16 protein-coding genes are annotated in these 21,997 nt (G+C 38.8%); 6 read left to right on the top strand and 10 right to left on the bottom strand.

What is annotated here, in order from left to right; translation table 11 throughout:
* The first annotated feature begins 376 nt into the window (after positions 1–376).
* Both G322_RS0102350 and G322_RS0102345 read left to right on the top strand, forming a co-directional pair.
* The gene (locus tag G322_RS0102350) at positions 377–1,969 is read left to right on the top strand and encodes an AAA family ATPase (RefSeq protein WP_022940209.1); all 1,593 of its coding nucleotides are present in this window, start codon (positions 377–379) and stop codon (positions 1,967–1,969) included.
* Positions 1,969–2,724, top strand: a complete 756-nt coding sequence (locus G322_RS0102345) for a general secretion pathway protein GspB (protein ID WP_022940208.1) — start codon at positions 1,969–1,971, stop codon at positions 2,722–2,724. Before G322_RS0102350 ends, G322_RS0102345 begins: the two co-directional genes overlap by 1 nt.
* Positions 2,725–2,779: 55 nt before the next feature.
* Here the strand turns inward: G322_RS0102345 and G322_RS0102340 are convergent, their stop codons facing one another.
* The 3 genes from G322_RS0102340 to G322_RS0102330 all read right to left on the bottom strand — a co-directional run bounded on the left by G322_RS0102340 (position 2,780) and on the right by G322_RS0102330 (position 5,477).
* A complete protein-coding gene (locus G322_RS0102340) occupies positions 2,780–3,340 on the bottom strand; it encodes a TIGR04211 family SH3 domain-containing protein (RefSeq protein WP_051143719.1) in 561 nt (186 codons plus the stop codon).
* A 171-nt stretch (positions 3,341–3,511) separates the two neighbouring features.
* Positions 3,512–4,777, bottom strand: a complete 1,266-nt coding sequence (locus tag G322_RS0102335) for an inorganic phosphate transporter (RefSeq protein WP_022940206.1) — start codon at positions 4,775–4,777, stop codon at positions 3,512–3,514.
* Positions 4,778–4,796: 19 nt separating this feature from the next.
* On the bottom strand, positions 4,797–5,477 hold the full coding sequence (locus G322_RS0102330; RefSeq protein WP_022940205.1) for a TIGR00153 family protein: 681 nt from the start codon (positions 5,475–5,477) through the stop codon (positions 4,797–4,799).
* A gap of 159 nt (positions 5,478–5,636) precedes the next feature.
* Between G322_RS0102330 and G322_RS0102325 the strand changes: the two genes are divergently transcribed.
* Together G322_RS0102325 and G322_RS24075 are read left to right on the top strand one after the other, a co-directional pair.
* Entirely contained in the window at positions 5,637–7,145 is a 1,509-nt protein-coding gene (locus G322_RS0102325) for a CYTH and CHAD domain-containing protein (protein ID WP_022940204.1), read from the top strand.
* A gap of 183 nt (positions 7,146–7,328) precedes the next feature.
* A complete protein-coding gene (locus tag G322_RS24075; protein WP_022940203.1) occupies positions 7,329–8,501 on the top strand; it encodes a methyl-accepting chemotaxis protein in 1,173 nt (390 codons plus the stop codon).
* A gap of 742 nt (positions 8,502–9,243) precedes the next feature.
* On the opposite strand, the gene G322_RS0102315 is transcribed toward G322_RS24075, so the two are convergent.
* The 6 genes from G322_RS0102315 to nudF all read right to left on the bottom strand — a co-directional run bounded on the left by G322_RS0102315 (position 9,244) and on the right by nudF (position 16,953).
* A complete protein-coding gene (locus G322_RS0102315; protein WP_022940202.1) occupies positions 9,244–11,130 on the bottom strand; it encodes a methyl-accepting chemotaxis protein in 1,887 nt (628 codons plus the stop codon).
* Between the two features lie 191 nt (positions 11,131–11,321).
* Positions 11,322–12,560: a leucine-rich repeat-containing protein kinase family protein gene (locus G322_RS0102310; protein ID WP_022940201.1), complete on the bottom strand. Its 1,239-nt coding sequence runs from the start codon at positions 12,558–12,560 to the stop codon at positions 11,322–11,324.
* A gap of 89 nt (positions 12,561–12,649) precedes the next feature.
* A complete protein-coding gene (gene parE / locus G322_RS0102305; protein ID WP_022940200.1) occupies positions 12,650–14,539 on the bottom strand; it encodes a DNA topoisomerase IV subunit B in 1,890 nt (629 codons plus the stop codon).
* Positions 14,540–14,725: 186 nt separating this feature from the next.
* Complete coding sequence (locus tag G322_RS0102300; protein ID WP_022940199.1) at positions 14,726–15,304, bottom strand: YqiA/YcfP family alpha/beta fold hydrolase; 579 nt, start codon at positions 15,302–15,304, stop codon at positions 14,726–14,728.
* A complete protein-coding gene (gene cpdA, locus G322_RS0102295) occupies positions 15,304–16,128 on the bottom strand; it encodes a 3',5'-cyclic-AMP phosphodiesterase (protein WP_022940198.1) in 825 nt (274 codons plus the stop codon). The genes G322_RS0102300 and cpdA overlap by 1 nt, the downstream gene beginning before the upstream one ends.
* A 189-nt stretch (positions 16,129–16,317) precedes the next feature.
* Complete coding sequence (gene nudF, locus G322_RS0102290; RefSeq protein ID WP_022940197.1) at positions 16,318–16,953, bottom strand: ADP-ribose diphosphatase; 636 nt, start codon at positions 16,951–16,953, stop codon at positions 16,318–16,320.
* A 115-nt stretch (positions 16,954–17,068) separates the two neighbouring features.
* Between nudF and tolC the strand changes: the two genes are divergently transcribed.
* On the top strand, positions 17,069–18,415 hold the full coding sequence (tolC, locus tag G322_RS0102285; RefSeq protein ID WP_022940196.1) for an outer membrane channel protein TolC: 1,347 nt from the start codon (positions 17,069–17,071) through the stop codon (positions 18,413–18,415).
* A 65-nt stretch (positions 18,416–18,480) separates the two neighbouring features.
* Here tolC and hldE read toward each other — a convergent pair whose 3' ends face one another.
* Positions 18,481–19,911: a bifunctional D-glycero-beta-D-manno-heptose-7-phosphate kinase/D-glycero-beta-D-manno-heptose 1-phosphate adenylyltransferase HldE gene (gene hldE / locus G322_RS0102280; RefSeq protein WP_022940195.1), complete on the bottom strand. Its 1,431-nt coding sequence runs from the start codon at positions 19,909–19,911 to the stop codon at positions 18,481–18,483.
* A 140-nt stretch (positions 19,912–20,051) separates the two neighbouring features.
* Between hldE and G322_RS0102275 the strand changes: the two genes are divergently transcribed.
* On the top strand, positions 20,052–21,962 hold the full coding sequence (locus G322_RS0102275) for an ATP-binding protein (RefSeq protein ID WP_022940194.1): 1,911 nt from the start codon (positions 20,052–20,054) through the stop codon (positions 21,960–21,962).
* Positions 21,963–21,997: the final 35 nt, after the last annotated feature.

Genomic DNA, 21,997 nt, shown 5'->3' with positions numbered 1-21,997 from the left:
GCAAAGAACTAAAAAAGCGTTTTCCTAAAATTTCACCATGGATAAAGGATTACAAAACAATACACAGCGATCTTAAAACCTAGCAAGTTGAATTATTGTTTTTACCTGTTTAGAATTGGCTTCAAAATTACTTGCGCTTTTGTTTTCAAAATAACCCGTCATTTAGGATTGGCTTCAACATTACTTGCGATTTTGTTTTTAAAATAGCCAGTCACTTAAGGCTTTTTGGAAACAATTTAGCGCAAGTTATTTTGTAACGATTCCTTCAGGATTTTTGAAAACAATTTAGCGCAAGTTATTGTGTAACGATTCCTGATGAAAAATTAGGTTAAAATACTCACATCATGGACGATATTTTTATTTATTTAGGTTATTTATGTACCAAGCGTTCTTTTCATTAAAAGCGAAACCTTTTTCAATTTCGCCCGACCCTGACTTTCTGTTTTTAAGTGTGCGCCACAAAGAAGCGATCACCCATCTGCAAGAAGGCTTACAAGGTCATGGCGGATTCGCCCTATTAACAGGGGAAGTGGGCACAGGAAAAACAACCATTTGTCGTTCTTTAGTTAAAGATATGAGTGCGAATACTGATATCGCTTTTATCTTAAATCCTGCCATGAATGAGGTGGAGTTACTGACGACTATCTGCGAGAGCTTCAATATTCACATTCAAAAAAACAATTTAAGACAACTCTTTAATGAACTCAGTAACTGGCTGATTAAAAACCATCTACAAAACCGCCACGCAGTGGTATTAATTGATGAGGCACAACACCTTAATTTTGCAGCCTTAGAGCAATTGCGCTTGCTGACCAACATTGAAAGTAACGATAAAAAATTGCTACAAGTTATTTTAATTGGACAAACAGAGCTGCAAGAGAAGTTAAAACAGCGTGAATTTCGCCAATTAGCACAGCGCATTACCGCACGCTACCACCTACTTGCTTTAACCCAGCAGGAGAGTAGTTTCTATATTCAGCATCGCTTAAATGTGGCTGGCTCTATCCACGCTATTTTCGATAAATCAGCACTGCAAGAGATATTTAAAAACTGTGCTGGTATCCCGCGTTTAACCAATATCCTTTGTGATAGAAGTCTGCTGATTGCCTACACGCAAGATAGTCATATCGTCACGCTTAAAATGGTCAAACAGGTGAGCAAAGAGGTCAATTTTAACCACTACAATAACCCCAGAAATTTCATGGCCACACACTGGCGCTTAGCGACACTGACAATATTAGTCGCTTTTACCCTGTTACAAGCACCACAGATATCCAAATATATAGGTGCGGACACACTCTTTAATGAGGTTAAAAATAAATTTTCATCTCCTATAACAACGGCACAATTAAATAAACAGTGGTTTGATGCAACCCCAAATTTAGATTTGACCCATAGCACATATGAGCATGCACTCGCTAATCTTTACGCAGTATGGGGTTATCAAGTGGAAAGCAGTAATGCCAACTGTGAGCAAGGCAGTGCCGTATTACTTCATTGTTACTCAAAAAAAATAGATTTGAAAAAACTAAAACAGTTAAACTATCCAAGCGTGGTACGTTTAGAAAAAGAAAGTAACAACGCTTTATATGCGGTCGTTTATAAAATCACAGATAACTACCAGTTGCTTATCAATGATCAGTTAATTTCTGTCACAGAAGCATGGTTTAAAACATATTGGAATGGCGAAGCAACACTGTTGTGGAAAATGCCGTTCCCATTGAAAGGGGCGATTAAATTCGGCCAACAAGGTAAACAAGTGACATGGCTTGCGAACCAATTAAACAGAGAGCAGGGGTGGCCAAGCGAGCATAAAACACGCTTTGACCTACGTTTACTGGAGCAAGTGAGTGCATTTCAACGTGAGCAAGGATTAATGGACGATGGTATGGTAGGCCCGCGGACATTGATGCCACTGATGCAACTAGCGGATCCAAATTCACCTCGATTATTGCAGGAAGCAAACTAATGTCGACAATTTTACAAGCCTTACAAAAAAACAAATTTGACCAAGCAGGCGGACCACCACCTGTCATACAGCAAGAAAATAGACTATTAAACTGGAAAATCGCTATCTTTTTTGCACTGTTTATTATTATTGTTCTGTTAATAACACTTATTTACCTACTACTTAATCCTCGCCATCAACAACAGAGCCCAATAAGCGCCAGCAGTGCAATAACACAATCACAGCCAAGCCTCCCTTTAGTAAAGGTTACCTTTGAAACTAAACCGTTACCCACAGCGCCCCCTAAACCCATTAAAGTAACACCAGTGAAAGTAGTCACGGCCCCTAAAAAAATAGCGCCACAAAAAATATTAGTTGAAAATGACAAGAAACAACAACAGACGGTTAACTATGGCGAGACCTCCAGCGACCTAAAAAAACGTTTTGAACTGGCACTGTTGCTCAGTGATATTGAAAAAGATGACGAAATAGAAGATGATTTTACTCATGAAGAAGACATCAATGATGGCAGCGACATTCATGATATGAGCAACAATTTCCAAGATAAAGTGCCACTTATTCGTTATGACTCACATATGTATTCGTCAGTCGTTGCAGATCGTTGGATACGCATTAATGGTGAAACATTAAAAGAGGGTGAATTTGATGAGACAGGACAACTTGAACTGATTGAGGTACAACCACAACGTAGTGTGTTTCGCTTGGGACGACAAAGCTTTACTCTTGAATCATTGGTTGATTGGAAGGGTTATTAGGCAATTAGCTAAAAGGTTTGAAGATACTAATCCTTCCCACCTTTTAGCGCTATTTTTACCAGTTATTGGTGCGTTTTTTACGCCGTGGTAAAAATGGGATCACTAACCCAATTAACAAACCCAAAAACAGCACTCCTCCGCCATTAAGTAACCACTGCATTTGCACACTAGAGTCTTTTGTCTCTTGTAATAAATCTAACTCTAAATTACGTGCTTTTAGATCCAAAATTTCTTGCTGTAGCAGAGACTTTTCCTGATTTATATTATCAACCAATATAATTTGCTGTTGAAAAAGTTGCTCTTTAGTTGCTAAATTTTCACTATTTTCAGAAATAATATTAGCTAATTTTTGCTGTGAAGCTTGTAACTCTTTTTGCACAACAGGTAATAAGTTTTTTGCTGGCAGTGTTTTCTGTAATTCTGTATTTTTCATCCAAGCAACTTTACCCGTTGCTGTTTTTATCTGCATAAATTTAGTGGTTTTATCATACTTCAAGGTACTAATTTTACTGCCTACTTTTAGCGTACCGATAATACGATACTCTAAACTTGGTCCTGAATGCAGATAAATAAAGACATCATCACTGATATAACGTGTTTCTGAAAAACTGTTCATAGAAAGCGTCAAAACGAAACTTGTAAGTAGATATTTAATTGTTTTCAACGGCGTTGCCCTGTTCTTGAAAATAAAGTAAGCGCTCATTCTAACGTTTTTTTACATAAGAAAAAGCGCTAATAACAAAAAAGAGAGCCGAAGCTCTCTTTTTGATTTAATCAGCGAAAAAATTTAACTGAAAATCGCTTTTAATATGTAGAAGAATATTATCGAAAGACCCGCACCAATAGGTAAAGTGACGACCCAAGAGATAACGATATTTCGTACGACTCCTAAGTTTAATGCGGCAATGCCACGCGCCATACCAACACCTAATACCGCACCAACAAGCGTTTGGGTGGTAGAGATAGGTAAACCCGTACCCGATGCAATGACCACGGTAGAAGCAGCTGCAAGCTCTGCAGCAAAACCACGACTTGGTGTTAAGTGAGTAATGCCTGTACCAATCGTTGCCATGACACGCTTACCAAAGATAGCCAAACCTAAGACAATACCGACGCCACCTAATGGCAATATCCACCATGCAAGATCTGCTGTAGCGCCAATTTCACCATTATGGCCAACAATGCTAACCACGGCTGCCAAAGGCCCAATTGCATTTGCAACATCGTTTGAACCATGAGCAAACGCCATTGCACAAGCGGTTATGATCATCAACACCGCAAATATTTTTTCAACATTCGCAAAGTGCATCTTCTTATCTGCTTGTGGATCAATCTTAACGCGACTTATAAAAAATTTACCTATAATTGCAACAATCGCACCAACAAGCGCAGCTAAAAGAAACGCATCACTCGTTGAAAAGTGTAAACCAACGTGTTTTAGCCCTTTCACAATGGTCACTAACGACAACATGAAACCCGCCATAAACATGTACAGAGGTACATATTTTTTCGCATTAGCGATGGGATCTTTAGTATTAAAAATAAGCTTTTGTGAACTCATAAAAATAAGGTAAGCGATAATACCCGAGATCAGTGGTGTAATGATCCAACTACCAATGATGCCACCTACTTTTGTCCAAATGACACTGTCCATACCCACACCGACCGCTGAGAAGCCCACAATCGCACCAACAATAGAGTGAGTGGTTGAAACAGGCCAGCCATAATAGGAAGCGACAATAAGCCATGTACCCGCGGCTAATAATGCTGCCGTCATACCAAATACCAGTAGTTCTGGTTGCTCAACATAAAAGCTTGCATCAATAATACCGTTACGGATAGTAGACGTAACTTCACCACCCGCTAAGTAAGCACCTGCAAACTCAAAGATCATGGCGATAATAATTGCTTGTTTAATGGTTAATGCTTTTGAGCCAACCGAGGTGCCCATTGCATTAGCAACGTCATTTGCACCGATACCCCATGCCATTAAAAAACCAACAAGAGCGGCAAAAATAACTAATGTTTCGCCATGTACTGCTAAAATATCCATGTTTAACTCCTAGTGAATATTATGAACGAGCAAGAATAAGTTCAAGCTGCGTACCGATTAACTCTGAATGGTCAGCAAGATGGCCAACCCATTCAAGGATTTGATATAAGAACATCACATCAACAGGATTGTAGTGTTGTTCAATTGCCAGTAAGTTACGACGCAGACGAATTTGCAAAGAGTCTGTATCATCTTCAATACTCTCAAGCTCAGCAATCATCTTGGTGACAATATCCACTTCGCGGCCTTTAAACCCCGTCTCAAGTAACTCATCTAGCTCATTAATGGCTTTATTCGCCTGTTTCACCGCATCAATACTGCGTTGTACATAGGCCATAAAATCAGTAAAAATTTCATCAGGAATCTGTAATTTTCGACCATACAGACGCCCCGCAATATCTTTAGCAGTATTCGCAATTTTATCTTGGCGATTAACCAACTCGATTAAATCACCACGCGCAATGGGCATAAACAAACCTTTGGGCAAGCTTAAACGCAATTCACGTTTAAACTCATCGGCTTCTTTTTCCGCCATAGAGATAGCTTTACGCATTTTTTCCGCTTCAACCCAATCAGGCTTAGCAAGGGCGTGGAAAAATGGAATTAATAACTCACTACAAGCAACGACTTTATCGATATGCATCTGAATCGGTTTAATTGGAGATTTTGCAAACACTCCAAATATTGAATTAACTGGCATAATTTACCTTTTTATTTAAATGATCAAATTGAACAACAAATATGCGGCGCATGTTAACTTTCTTTTCAACACAATTGAACCTGAATTTAGTATAATTCATAAAATTATTACGTAATCATCACATACAACGCCCAAGTAGATAGGTTTATCAAGAAAATTATGGAAATAGAAATAGAGTTAAAATTCATCTTTAACGCAAAATTTGCCGACGATCTGTACAATACACTGAATAAATTCCACTGTATCTCTAATAAAACACAGTTTTTACATAACGTCTATTTTGACACAGCCACCCGTCGTTTGCGTCAATTTAATATGGGATTACGAGTACGCAGTTGTGCGGGGAAATCAGTACAAACCATCAAAACAGCAGGACGCGTGATTGGCGGTTTGCATCAACGCCCAGAATATAATGAACCAATCGAAGGATTACGCCCGAAATTATCATGTTTCAAAAGTAAAATATGGCCAGATAATTGTGATGTAAAACAGTTGGAAAGCGAACTTACTCCTATTTTTAGTACTGACTTTGAACGCCAAACATGGCTGATTGAAATGGCTGAAGGCACGTTAATCGAGGTCGCTTATGACGTAGGTTTCATTGCAACCAACCGAGGCAAAGTATCACTCTGCGAAGTAGAACTTGAGCTGGTAAAAGGTGATGAAAAACAGTTATTTATATTAGGTAGCGAGATAGCAAAGTTACCTCATGTTCGCTTAGGCAATGTCAGCAAAGCCCAACGTGGTTACATGCTCACTGATAACAGCACTTTCCAAGTCAAAAAACTCAGCCATTCAGAAATCAACCCAAAGCATTCTATTCAACAAGCTCTATTAATTAATATGCAACATGGCTTAAAACAGATTCAGTACCATGAAAACTGTTTTATTGAAAGTGGTGAAAGGCAGGCACTCAAAGAACTTTTAAAAGGAGTTAAGTTCCTGCATCAAAATATTATTCTGTTTAAAAATGAACTTGATGATCTGAATAAAGCCACATGGATTGAAGATTTGCACTGGTTAGCACGCTCATTTTCATGGTTAGATGAATACTTTATCCAACTACGCCTACTAGAAAATAAAGCTTATTACCTGCGTAAATTACCTAAATTTAAATCACTGATTAAAAACATAGCGTTGCAAAAAGAAGCTCTGCCTAACGATGAGTCAATCGGTGAGCTATTAACCTCAAGCCGTTACTGTCAGTTTATATTAACCTTTACTCAGTGGTTAATTCAGCTTGAAAAACAGAGTTTCTCAGATGGAGAAAGCAACAACATCACCCTTTTTTCAAGTAAACATCTTGATAAGGCTTGGGGACACGTCAGCAATACACTTAAAAATGACAAAATACTTAGCGCTAAGCAGTTCCTCTCCTACCAAGGTCTACTGGAAAGTAATTTGTTAACGGGGTTGAGTCTCGGTCATGTTCTTTCAAAACAGAAAAGTGAACTTTTTCATCGTCCTTGGCTAGATATAAAACTAGGATTAAATGAATTTTCAATGATTAATATCATCAGTGAAATAGCCCATGACGAGAGTGATAGCACGGTACAGTATGAGTATTTTAAGTGGATAAAACGCAAAGAAGATTCCCTCTTACACGCCCTGCAACAATCAAAACAACAAGCCTTACTTAAAGATGTATATTGGCAAGTACAAAAATAACAATTATATGACAAAAAAACCACATTCAAGCAAACTTCACAGTTCTGTTTTTTATTGTCAAGTTAACTACCTTTTTTAGTAACTCGTTCTAGACTTTATCGAGTATTATTGCAACTTAAGCACAGAGAAAAAAGACAGTAACGCTTTGTGCATAAATATTTTATTAATTACGTAGGGACTAACATGTCGCAATCAAAACCAACAACGCTAAGTAGAAAAATATCTGAATTATCACTCAACGCTAAAGCCACTACTTTAGTCGTTTTAGGTGCAATACTGTTTGTTTTTAACAATTTAATGAGCAATGCATTCACAAGCACTGATCCTCTGTGGTTGGACATCTTCTTTTTACTCTGCTTTGTTGCCATCTTATATTTTGGTGTTTTTTTACAGAAGAAACAGCTAGAAAACAGTCAACAACAAATTACCGAAGCGATTAAAAACCATAACCTAGGCGACTACGCCACCTCTTTAGCAAAGACTGAAACCGGTGCGGTGATGCGATTATTATGTGATAGCGTAGCCAGTAACCAACAAGATGCTGACATCAAGAAAAAAGAGGTTGCAGAATTAACCGAGGTAGCAGAACATTTAGGTATCTGTATGGAAATTATTAACGACTCAATGGAAGAGGAGTTTGGTCAAATAGAGCAACTTGCCACGGCAATGAACGAGATGACAGCAACAGTCAGAGAGGTTGCAGCTAATGCAAGTAGCGCCTCTGCATCAACAACTGAAGCATCCGATGTTGCCCAAGAGGGTAGTCAATTTGTTAATGCGACGATTGCCACCATTAATTCATTATCAAGTAATATTGGCGCTTCTTCTGATGCGGTAAATAATGTTGAGCTTAAAGTTGAGGGAATTGGTAGCGTCGTTGATACCATTCGTAGTATTTCAGAACAAACCAACCTATTAGCGCTTAATGCAGCCATTGAAGCTGCGCGCGCAGGTGAAGCGGGTCGAGGATTTGCAGTGGTTGCTGATGAAGTACGTAATCTTGCGAAACGCACCCAAGATGCAACGGTTGAAATACAAGGCATGATTGAGCAATTACAAAAAAGTGCACAAGAAGCGGTAACATTAATGGGCCAGAGTGTAAAAGAGGCTGATACAGGGGTTGACCAAGTAACCCAAGCAGGCACGAAACTATCTGGCATCGTTGAAAAAGTGCATCATATTTCTGATATGAACTATCAAATTGCGTCAGCCGCCGAGGAACAAACCACAGTAGCTGCCGATATTAATGAAAATTTAGAACTAGTAAAAGAGGTCGTTGAAGGCTCTGTCACCGTACTTAAAGAAGTTACTGAGATGGCGGATGCCATTACGGCTCATGCGAAAGCCTTAGCTTAATTCTCTTTCTCTCACATAAAAAACAGCTCAATTGAGCTGTTTTTTTCTATTTTAATCACTCATTGCAAATGGCTCTGTTCCATAACAATGTTGCTGGTTTTATTGTTCAATCTAACACCTTGTAAATGTTGAGATTACGTTAACTTGCTTTATCCATAACTCTTTGTAATTTAAGTAGTTGTAGTGGCGACAACAGCAAAATGGAACAGAGCCTTTCAAATACATAACAATTTCTGCTTATTCTCTGTATATGCACAATGCTCCAAGACATTCCAGCATGGCAGGGTTAAATAAAAGCGACCGCTCAATCCTGTTAGAAGTCAGGAATTTAAATAGCTATCCGTGCTTTATCGTCATCATTAAATGAAAGCATCAATTACATTAAATCCATACTCAGTTTTGCAGATTACTTAATGTAAATTTAACGCTTATGGATGCAAAAAACAGTAATGTTGTGAAGAAGTATTACGCATGAAAAATTCAAGTTATGCATTTGATTTTTTGAATCTAAGTAATAACCTCAAGAGGCTTATAGAAAATTAATTACGCGAAATAAAATATGGATGAAACTAAGAGGTGCTAACCATTATTCAATTAATAATGGCTTGTTATTAACAATACCTTCGCCAATTTTTATTTAAGCTTAAAATGGAATTTCACACCAATACAAATCAAATATATACAGGCAAAAAAGTCAGCCAAAATGGGTTAGTTTCCATTTTATCGAAGGTATTGATTAACACTAAATAATAAACTTATTAACCTCTTTATTAATATTTTCACCAATATCAGAAAGTTGCTGACTAGTTAGTACGGTCTGGTTAGCGCCTTCATACGTTCTTTCTGTTGAGTCAGAAATATTAGTAATGTTACGCGCAATTTCTTCCGTTACGTTAGTTTGCTCTTCAGAAGCGGTTGCAATCTGTAAATTCATATCAGAAATACGTGAAACAGACTGTGATATTTTCTCTAACGATGTACCAGCTTCTCCCGATTTTTGTACACTAATATCACTGGTGATACGGCTCTTTTTCATTGATTCAACAGCACGATGGGCGCCATTTTGTAAGCTTTCAATTTTAGCATGAATCTCTTTGGTGCTTTCCTGAGTTTTACCCGCCAAACTTCTTACTTCATCGGCAACAACCGCAAAGCCTCGCCCTTGCTCTCCCGCTCTTGCGGCTTCTATTGCTGCATTTAGTGCTAATAGGTTAGTTTGATCTGCAATGCCACGAATAACATCAAGTACGGTACTAATACCCGCCACCTCAACTTCGAGATCGGCAATATCTTTTTCTGCTGAGCTAAGATTATCTGCCAAGCCTCGAATGGAAGAGATAGCCTCTTCAACCACCTGATTTATCACTAACCCTTCTTCATCTGCATCCCGAGCAGCTTCTGCTGCGCCCTGTGCATTGATAGCAATCTCAGCGGCTGCAGCAGACATTTCCGCCACCGCAGTTGCAACCTGCTCAGTTTCTTGACGTTGTTGCCCCATCTCATGTTTGCTTTGCTCTGAAATATCATTCATTTTCTGAGCAATAACATTCATATCGTCAGATTGTACTTTAAAGTCTTGCATCATTAGGTGAATATTTTCTACAAAACGATTAAAATATTTAGCCAATTCTCCTAGCTCGTCTTGGCTATTTAGCACTAAACGTTGCGTTAAATCAGCATCACCTTCTGCAATATCTTGCATAGCGACTTTTAATTCTCTTAAAGGTTTTGTTAAACGATTTAATAAAAAAGTTAATAATATAATGGCAATAATGACTGATAAAGGCGTTAATAATAATGCGCTATTACGTATCTCATCCATCGATGCAAAGGCTTTATCTTGATCAACTTCAACGGCTAAGTACCAATCCAATGATGGCACACCTTTAATGGCATAATAACCCACAAGGTAGTCTTTTCCTGCGCGCTGTTGCTCCGTTAAATTAGCCAGCAAACTATTATTATAATTAGGGTAAATATCTCTGAGGTTTTTACCCTGCATTTGACTGTCATTATGAACTAAAATATCGCCACTTTTAGACACCAAAAAAACTTGTCCAGTATTTGAAAAATCAACGTGACTAAGCATTTTAGAAATGTAAGTTAATGATATATCTCCTGCACTTACCCCGATAAACTGACCATTCTTTTTAATAGGCGCTAGCCCAGAAATAACCATATCCCCTGTTGTTGCATCACGATAAGGCTCAGTAAAAGATCCTGAACCTAATTTTTTAGCGGTAATATACCAAGGACGTGATCTAGGATCATAATCGGCAGGTAAGACTTCCGCGGGATCATCCATCACCATCGCCCCCTGTTCACTGGCAACATAGACGTAAATGAATTTATTGGCCTTTTTAACGATAGACAGCAAAGAGCGATCCATCCCATTAGAAATATCAACGCTCACATCGGCGATAGATTGAATGGCGAGTAATTTTCCATTTAACCAATTAGCAATGTTAATAGAAGCCGTTTTTGACGTTTCCTCTAAATTATTTTGCAAATTATTTTGGGTGTTTTTCTTTACTATTTCATAATTTACAATCGACAATATAATTAAGCCAATGCTAATAATAATTGCAGAAGTTACTGTTATTTTTTGGGTGAAACTTAAATTAGCCATACTATTCCTTATAGACCTATTTTTATAATTTTAATAGATAGACTATAGAAGAAATTCAGAAATTATCTTTATTACATTATTGTTTATTAAAGGTAATCACAACAAGCTAAGCATTTGTTTACATTTAGAGCAATTTTCATTATTAACGGCTATAAAAACCACATTAAAAATGTTTAATTTGTGACTTTTACTTAATAAGACAACATTTTTAACTGTTGGTAAACTTCACCTTTCTTATCCTCAATAACACAAACAGAAAGTAGATCATCAGTAAAATACTGTAAGGCACGAAACTCTATCTTTTTCACTTTATGTTGTTGCTCCGCCGTTAACATGTGGTACATACTGGCAGCACCAAAATCACCAAAAATAATATTAGCCTGCTCATCCACTAAAGTATTATGTGCGTAAAGATCACCATGGCAAACCTGATTTTTGTGTAGGTGTTCAAACACCGCTTGCATCTGTTTTACAATCTTATCTATCTGTTTAATCGATAAGCTAAAACCCACAGGAAAGGTATCTCGCGTACAACTTTGTAAACAGGGCGGTAAACCTAAGTTTTTATAATGTGCGGGGATCAAATCCATGATCAGTGAAAGCGTATCGGGTTTCTCTACCTGTGCGAGCGATTGCACTAAGTTAGGATGGTTACCAACCTTCAAACACGCTTGTAACTCATCTTGCGGATAGCCATCACTGGTCACTTCCCCTTTAAAAACCTTAACCGCAATATCAGTCGGAAATTGCGACTGTGAAGCATTCCAACTAGCCTGATAAATAATACCCGAAGCGCCCTGCCCTAATACATTTTTTAGGGTATAACTTGCAGATTTAATAGTAGGTACAGATTTAATAGCAACATCTGATTGACAAAATGGATTACCCGCAAAGGCAAACCAAGCAAGCTTAGGTAGATTTAATAATTGATCAGGGCATACTGTTAACTGATTCGCAGAGAGTCGTAATAGCTCAAGATTTTTCAATTGATGTAGGGTGCTTGGTAGTGTCTTTAAACGATTACCCGCTAATGCTAATTTTTGTAAACGAGAACGCTCACCTAAACTCTCTGGTAGCGTTTCAATTTGGTTATCGGTTAAAATCAACCAGCGTAATTTTTCTGGTAAAGATTGCTCTGGCACAACTTTAATCTGATTCGATTTAAACCCCACCATCTCTAAACTTTTACATTGACCGAGTGCTTCAGGCAATGTCTCGAAACAGTTATGCGAAGCAAAAATGATTTTCAATTTGTGTAACTGTGTTATCTCATCAGGCAGTGTTGATAACTGATTATGAGACAGGTCCAAAATTTCAAGACTATCGGCGAGTGTAAAAATGGCAGTAGGAAATTCAGTGAGTTTTTCAGAGAGTGATAAACGTGTAATGCCAGCCAATTCACCAGCATTTAATTGCGCGAGAGTATGCAAAATAGAGAGCCTTTCATGAGTTCACAAAAAAGGCGTAGTTTAAAGCGTTTATTAAAACTTAAAAAGCATTTATTTCTGTATTGAAAATATTAATCTACCGACAGCATATCACCACTACTTTCTAACCATGCTTTTCTATCGCCCGCGCGTTTTTTCGCCAGCAACATGTCCATCATCTCTAACATTTCATCAGCATCGCCCGTGGTTAATTGTACTAAGCGACGAGTATTCGGGTCCATAGTGGTTTCACGAAGTTGATCAGGGTTCATTTCACCCAATCCTTTAAAGCGTTGTACATTCACTTTACCGCGTTTTTTTTCTGCTTCGATACGGTCTAAAATGCCCTCTTTTTCATCTTCATCCAGTGCATAAAACACCTCTTTACCCACATCGATGCGATACAAAGGCGGCATTGCCACATAAAAATGCCCTGCATCAACCACGGCGCGAAAATGCCTTACAAACAGGGCACAAATCAGTGTTGCGATATGCAGGCCATCGGAATCGGCATCAGCTAAAATACATATTTTCCCATAACGCAGACCAGACAAATCGGTAGAGGCAGGGTCGATACCAATGGCAATCGAAATATTATGGATCTCCTCTGAGTTTAAAATGACATCTGAGTCATCTTCCCAAGTATTTTTAATTTTCCCACGTAACGGCAAAATAGCTTGAAACTCACGATCACGCGCTTGTTTTGCAGAGCCTCCCGCTGAATCACCTTCCACTAAAAACAGCTCACCCGCTGTTGGATCGCTACCAGAACAATCGGTTAATTTACCGGGTAACGCAGGCCCTTGGGTTATTTTTTTACGTGCCACTTTTTTACTTTTACGAGTACGAATTTGTGCATTGCTGATGCAGAATTCAGCTAATGTTTCCGCTTCATTAACGTTTGCATTAAGCCATAAACTAAAGGCATCTTTTACCACACCAGAAACAAAGGCGGCACACTGGCGCGATGATAAACGTTCCTTAGTTTGCCCTGCAAATTGTGGTTCTTTAATTTTTATGCTGAGAATATATGCACATTTGTCCCAAATATCTTCAGGCGTTAATTTAATACCACGCGGTAGCAGATTACGAATATCACAAAACTCACGCATTGCATCTAACAAGCCTTGTCTAAAACCATTAACGTGCGTCCCGCCTTGGGTAGTCGGAATAAGATTCACATAACTTTCAGAAATAGAATCTCCACCGTCAGGTAGCCAAACCACTGCCCACTCTGCCGTTTCACGGTTAGCACTAAATTGACCAATAAAAGGGGTGCTAGGCAATAGTTCATTTTCAGAGACTGCTTCCAAAAGGTAATCATTTAAACCATCGTGATAACACCATTCATAACTATTCTTATTAACTTTATCTTTGAATTTAATGATTAAACCAGGACATAAAACAGCCTTGGCTTTCAGTAAATGTAACAGACGAGAAACGGAGAATTTAGCACTGTCGAAGTATTTTGGATCGGGATGAAAATGCACACTAGTACCCGTATTACGTTTTCCACAAGTATCAACTGTGTGTAACTCTTCAGCCTTATCACCATTTTCAAAGGCGATATGATAAACCTTCGCATCACGGCGAATATGTACATCAACACGGGTAGACAGTGCGTTTACTACGGAAATACCAACACCATGTAGTCCCCCCGATATCTCATAACTTTTACCCGAAAACTTACCACCCGCATGTAATTTACAAAAAATAAGTTCAACACCTGATATTTTTTCTTCGGGGTGAATATCGACCGGCATACCACGACCATCATCGATAACTTCTAAGGATTGATCTTCATGTAGAATGACTTGTATAGAGGTTGCATGACCTGCAAGTGCTTCATCGACTGAGTTGTCTATTACCTCTTGAGCAAGGTGGTTAGGGCGACTTGTTTCGGTGTACATGCCCGGGCGATGACGAACAGGATCAAGTCCGTTTAATACTTCAATGGAATCGGAATTGTATTGCTCGCTCATGGGAATGCCTATTTAAAATGAATGGACTAATACCAGTCCGCCTAAATATTGGGTCATTTTTGCTTGTTAAAAAAGTTAATATCTTCGTTGCACTCAATCGTAATAGCCTGCTATTACTCAATTACGCGTCTTGCTCTTAACTATTTTTCCTACACAAATTCTGACCACTTTATTCAGCGGAATGGACTAAAAATAGAATAGAAATTTAATTATATCAGGAATAAAGCGCTCAAACTCTACAAAACTGTGGTCTCCTCCTGTTTCACAGGTTATTTTGCAACCTTGATATTTATGCAGTGCTTGTTGATAATCCAAAACCTCATCACCCTGCTGTAAAAGTACCCAACAATGCGCTGTTAGACTGACATTTTTGACATCCAATGCTTTTAGCTCTGCCATATAATTATCATCTATCAGGTACTTTTGCCCAGTATAAGGATGGGTCTGCTCACCAGCATAGATTTGCAATAACAGATAAGGAGTAACGGCGGGATTAACAACAATAATACGCGTTTTGTAGATGTCGGCCACCTTGGTTGCAAGGTATCCCCCTAACGAGCTACCGACAATAGCAATATCATCATCTTTATGCGTATCAAAAATAGACTCAATGAGATGCCACATCTGCTCTGGTAAACAGGGTAATTGTGGACATATAAAGGTTATTTCCGGGTGATGTTTTGTTAAATACACTGCCATTTGTTGCGCTTTGAGTGACGCAGGAGAACTATGAAACCCATGCAATGATAACAGAACCTTTGTCATTAATATCCTGTTGCATCTGTATCCACTGAAAAAGCATCTTGGTTAATTCTTTCGACCACTGTTTCCAGCGTGCCATCTGCCTTTAAAGATAAGTAACGATAACCAGGGGCAACACTGTCTAGTGCAAAATCATCACTATTAGGTTTGAACTGTACACAAGTTGAAGGAGTCGTAATAAAACGCACGCCATTTTTGTTGGTGTCACCTTCTTGATGCACATGACCTGAAATGACCGCACGCACATTTACAAAGGGCTTGATCACCTCTAAAAATGCCTGACTGTTTTTTAATATGTGCTGATCAAGCCACGCGCTACCAACAGGCAACACATGATGATGCACACAGATAAGCGTGTATTTATTCGGGTTATTTTGCAGTGCCTGTTGTAGGAATTCGAGTTGCTCTGCACTTAAGAAGCCATGTGGTACACCTTCAACTTGTGAATCAAGTAAAATCACTTGCCAATATTCACTTTCAATCAGCGTTGTTTGTGCCAGACCTTCAGATAATAAATTGGGCAACATCACCGATTGTACATCGTGGTTACCCGGTAACCAGTAACAAGGCAAGTTTAACGTTTTTATGTGTTTGCTAAAACCCAAATAGGACTGCGCGGAGTGATCTTGAGACAGATCACCCGTTGATAAAACCGCCTGACACTGCTTATATTTTCCAGCATGTTGCACCACAGCTTCAAAGCTTTGCACCGTTTTAATGCCAAGTAGCGCTTTGTCTCTATCAGCAAATAGATGCGTATCAGTTATTTGTAAAAAAGCTAAATTACCTTGTGTATCTGCTTTTAATGGGACGGTCTGACTGTTCATAACACCTAATTTATTTATTCATTAATTTATTCAAAAAAAAGTCAAACTGATTATAAATCAAACGTTTCATCTATCATCAGGCAAGCCCACAATTTTATCATTTGTGAACAGTTGGATATGCACTAATGATAAAAAATGTGGGTGATGCCTCACTTATTCCCCTTATTTAAGGTACAAATGAATTTAATTTTATAATTTCAAGCCTTTATCTTTATTTATTTGTAACCATAGCAGTGCAATCACCGTTGCAGAGTTATTTATTTTCCCCTGTAACACCCATTGATAAGCCGTTTCTCTTGGCACTACATGCACACGAATATCTTCCCCCTCCTCTGCTAAACCGTGTAAACCACCCGCTTTTGTACTATCTACAGAGCCAATAAAGATATCAACATGCTCGGTTGAACCGCCGGGACTAAGCAGGCAATTAAGAATAAACTGGCTGGATTGAATGGTTAATCCCGCTTCCTCTAATGCTTCGCGCTGAATAACATCAACAGACTGTTCACCCGGTTCTATAATGCCAGCAACCAACTCTAACAACCAAGGAGACTGATCTGTATCAATCGCCCCAAAACGGAATTGTTCAATTAAAACAACCATGTCATTTTTAACATCATAAGGTAGAACGGCGGCTGCGTGACCGCGTTCAAAAATCTCGCGTTGAATTTCAGGGCTCCACCCCCCCGCAAATAGCTTATGTTTTAGCGTGTATTTATTACATTGAAAGAAACCTTTATAAAGAGGTTGTTTATCTAAAATTTGTAGATCTTTTTTTCCATAATTTATTAATTGATCGCTTTCAAAAAGTGAATGTTCGTTCATTTACTGTTAACCTCTCTGTTATAGATAACTATTTCATATTTTTTAATACACTTAAGCAATTGTATGATAGCCTGATTAAATCTAACTTATGCATTGCCAAACAGGAACCTTTGTGATGATCAAACGACTCTCTATCGCTTCAATAGTCGCCTTAAGCACCCTCCATTCTGCAGTTAGCGCAGACAATCTATTGCAAGTTTACCAAACTGCCAAAATTAAAGATCCCATTATTCTTAAAAGCAAAGCACAATACGACCTTTATTTAGAAAAGATAAATGAAGCTGATGCCGCTTTATTACCACAGGTTGGGTTTGGTCTAAACGCAGGATATACTGTGGCCAGTGATAGTAATTTAAGTAACTCAAATTACGGTGCAAACCTCTCTTTAACACAGTCATTATACAATGGTTCATATTGGCAACAACTTGATTTAGCAGAAAAGCAAGCAACACAATATGCCACTATTTATGGCTATGCAGCACAAGACCTATTGTTCCGTTCATCAACGGCTTATTTTGATGTGTTACGTGCAGACGAAGCGGTAAAATCGGTAAAAGCCAACAAGCGTGCAGTAGAACGTCAACTTGAACAAACGAAACAGCGTTTTGATGTGGGTTTAATTGCCATTACCGATGTACATGAAGCACAAGCGGAATATGACCGTACCAATGCGGATCTTATTTTTGCAGAGAATAAGCTCGCTAATAGTTATTATGTATTACGTGAATTAACCGGGAAAGATGTCTTAAATATCTCCTACCTTAATACTAAGACATTTGATCCTCAAGACCTACAAGGTGATGTTAAATCTTGGCGCAATAAAGCCCTCGAACATAACTTACAGTTACACGGTAAACGTATCTCTAAAGAGCTCGCTAAAATGCAAATCGAGCTAGCAGAAACGGGACACCTACCCACGCTAGATTTTACTGCGGGTATTGGATATAACAACAACGATTATGATATGGATATTCGTGATACCGATATGAGCAACGGCTCTATTGGTATTGAGTTAAATGTGCCACTTTATACTGGCGGTGCAATCACTTCACGTGTTAAACAGGCACAGTACGCTTATGTAATGTCCAGTGAAGATTTAGTACAAACATTCCGTAGCACGGAAGCACAAATTAACAGTGGTTATAACAATGTACGTGCTTCATTAAGCTCAATTAGCGCTTATGAGCAAACAGTTAAATCATCAAATAGTGCACTAGAAGCAACTGAAGCAGGTTTTGAAGTGGGTACACGTACTATCGTTGATGTGTTAGATGCAACACGTAGTTTATACGCTTCTGAAAATCAGCTTGCAAATGCGCGTTATGACTACATCATCAACATGCTACAGCTTAAATATTCAGCAGGTACGTTATCTGAGCAGGATATTATGGATGTTTCTGCAGGGTTAGTAGAGATTGATCCAAAAGCAGAGCTTGAAGTAATTGATAACAAGAAATCATAATTAAGATTTAGACTTGTAAATCAGTAAACATAAGGGGCAACGATTTGCCCCTTTTTAGTTTTTATTTATCGCTCATTACGAATAGTTTTGATAATTTCAGTGGTAGAGCAACCCTCTTCAAACTGCAATACACGCACTTCACCACCATTGGCAATCACTTCTTTACCACCCGCAATCTCTTCCACTTTATAATCACCACCTTTGACTAACATATCAGGTAAAATATGAGTAATTAAACGTTGTGGTGTATCTTCGGTAAATTCAATCACCCAATCCACAGCACCTAACCCTGCAAGTACTGCCATGCGACGATCCACAGGATTTACAGGGCGCCCAGAGCCTTTCAAGTCACGTACTGATTGGTCGCTATTAACCGCAACAATTAAACGTTGACCCTGTTCACGTGCCGTATTCAGATAAGAAACATGACCCGCATGTAAAATATCAAAGCAACCATTGGTCATCACCACTTTTTCACCACGATGTTGTGCCAATTTCACTGCAAGTTTTAACTGCTCTTCAGTGAGTACACCAAAACCAATCTCTTGTTGACTATAAACCGCATTAGCAAGCTCAATGGTATTCACTGTTGAAGTACCAATTTTACCCACCACCACGCCCGCTCCTGCATTTGCAAGGGTACACGCATCTTCAAAAGAGCTACCGGCAGCCAACGAGGTTGCTAATACAGAGATAACGGTATCACCCGCCCCTGTTACGTCATAAACCTCCTGCGCTTGTGTTGCTAGATGGAAAGGTTCAACACCCTCACGCACTAAGGTCATACCATTTTCACTGCGTGTTACTAATAACGCTTCTAAATCAAACTGCTTAACCACTTGCAGTGCGCGTTCAACAAGCTGTTGATCAGTTTTACAATGACCTACCACCGCCTCAAATTCAGCAAGATTAGGTGTTAATAATGTTGCACCGCGGTACTTTTCAAAATCAGAGCCTTTCGGATCGACTAATACTTTTGCCTTGTGTTTTTTAGCAAGTTGAATCATTTTTTGTACATCAGCCAATGAACCTTTGTCATAATCAGAAAAAATAACCACACTGTTATTCGCCATTAACCCCGCTTGCATCTTTTCTAAAATAGGCGCGCTGTCAACATCATGAAAACGTTCTTCAAAATCTAAACGTAATAGTTGTTGATGACGACTTAATACACGTAATTTAGTAATGGTTGGGAAGTTATCAACACGAACAAAGTCTGTGGTGACATGAACGGATTCAAGCCCTTTTACTAATGCACTGGCGGCTTCATCATTACCCACTAAACCAATTAAATGGGCTTTAGCACCTAACGCAGCCACATTCAAAGCAACGTTGGCAGCACCACCGGGACGCTCCTCAATTTGTTCCACTCTAACCACCGGTACGGGCGCTTCTGGAGAGATACGCTCTGTTGGACCGTGCCAATAACGATCTAACATAACATCGCCAACCACTAATACTTGTGCTTGCTCATATTCGGGTAATGTTATTTTCATATACTCTCTCTATTTTATAAAACTTGGAAAACAATAAGGTTATCACACTTTTAGAGCTTAACAATTGCAACGATTGATAAATATCATAGGAAGATAAAACAATCGGGTTATACTATTTTTCTACCCATGGAGTATCAGTGATGTTGACCCTGTTATGTGTTGATAGTGATATACAACGACTTGCCCAGATTAAACAAGATTTACTGCCATTAAGTGCAACGCTCAAGATTGTTGAAGCATGCACGCTCAAAGAGGCACAATTATTAATATTCCAAAAAAGTGAAGAATTTGCCTTAATCCTCACTGCGCAACACCTTGTTGATGGGGATGCGCTTGCTCTTTTCAAGCATTCTCAATGCCAGCTCATCCGCAAAGTTGTGTATGCACAAGATCCTTGTGTGAAACAATTAACGGACTGCATCAATCAAGGGCATATAGACTATTTTTTACAATTACCTTATCAAAAAGAGTTGCTTAAACAGCTTGTTCAAACACAAATGAGCAATTATCGAATTACCCACCATCAGCAAAAACAACTTTCAAAAAAAGATCAGATCCTTAATAAAACCTGCTTGTTGGGCAATAACGAATCTGCATCGCGTGCAGAATTTCAAGATAAATTCCTCGATTACTCACTGTATAGTGATGCTGAACTCTCTAATTTAGTGATTAAGTCCTTGTATAATATATTAGAAAATAACGATGAACATAAGGTACGTCGCGTTTACCGTGCTAACCATATCCTTACCCGAGAAGGGGAAAAAAATCGCTTTTTGTGGTTCATTAGCAAAGGGGAGGTACTGCTTAAAAAGCGTAATGCCCAAGGTGAAACGCAAGATATCACCATCATGCAAGCAGGTAGCATGGTAGGTGGCATGTCCTTTTTAACCGAAGAGGCGGCTTTTAGCACCGGTATCACATTAGTCAAAACAGAGGTATTAAAGGTTGATAACGCTATTTTTTCGCAAATCATGCAGTCTAATGCAGTGTTACTTGCCCCTTTTACCAACTTATTATTACGTAATTTTAACCGACGCCTACAACACAGCATCTCCACCGAGCTAGCGCTACAAGAAACGCTACAATCATTAGATGCGGCTCACAACCAGTTGATTGAAAGTGAAAAAATGGCGGTATTAGGACAATTAGTTACCGGGGTCGCCCATGAACTCAACAACCCCGTTGCTGCTATTTTGAGAGGCTCAGATACACTGATTGGATTGATATCTACATTGCTTCGCCATGATAGCAAAAGTGCGTTTTCTCAACTTGCTCAACAAACGTTACAGCAAGGATTAACAGTGATCCCACTTTCAACATCAGAGCTTCGCGCACGTACTAAGAAACTATTAAGTCGCGTTAACGATAAAAAATTGGCTAAAAAACTGGTCAAGATGCATCTTGATAGGGTTGATATTCCACTGGAAAATGGCCGTGATTTTGCACAAACCGTCACCTTGCTTAATCAGTACCACCAAGCAGGCACTATTTTGCGTAACAGTAATGCTTGTGCAACCCGCATCGCTGATCTGGTCAAAAGCTTAAAACATTATGCAGGTCAAGACAGTGCCGTTTCTGCACCGACGGATATCCATGAAGGATTAGAGGAAACACTGGTCATCTTTGAAAATAAACTCAAAAATTACCAAGTGATTAAAGAATACCAACAACTCCCACAAATAGAGTGTCATCCCATCGAATTAGAGCAGGTATGGACCAATATCATCGCCAATGCAATTGATGCAACAGAAGGTAAAGGGAGTTTAAAAATATCCACACTCTACTTACCCTATGATGAGTCGCCTAAGGTACAAGTAATCATTGAAGATAACGGCCCAGGTATGCCTCAAAAAGTTTTAGATAAGATATTTGAACTTAATTACACCAGTAAGCGAGAGGGGAATTTTGGGTTAGGTATTGGACTGACTATCTGCTCACAAATAATCAAACGTCATGGTGGCATGATAGAGGTTGAATCCGAGCCAAATAAATTTACGCGCTTTACGATCACTCTTCCTGTTTTTAATGCTTATATTGAAAGTACAAAATAACCTAAACTTAAAATATTAAAAATCCCACAAATAAT

This window comes from Psychromonas hadalis ATCC BAA-638, assembly GCF_000420245.1.
Lineage (GTDB): Bacteria > Pseudomonadota > Gammaproteobacteria > Enterobacterales > Psychromonadaceae > Psychromonas > Psychromonas hadalis.
The sequence above is the reverse complement of the archived record's forward strand: the minus strand, read 5'-3'. Positions and strand labels throughout refer to the sequence as shown.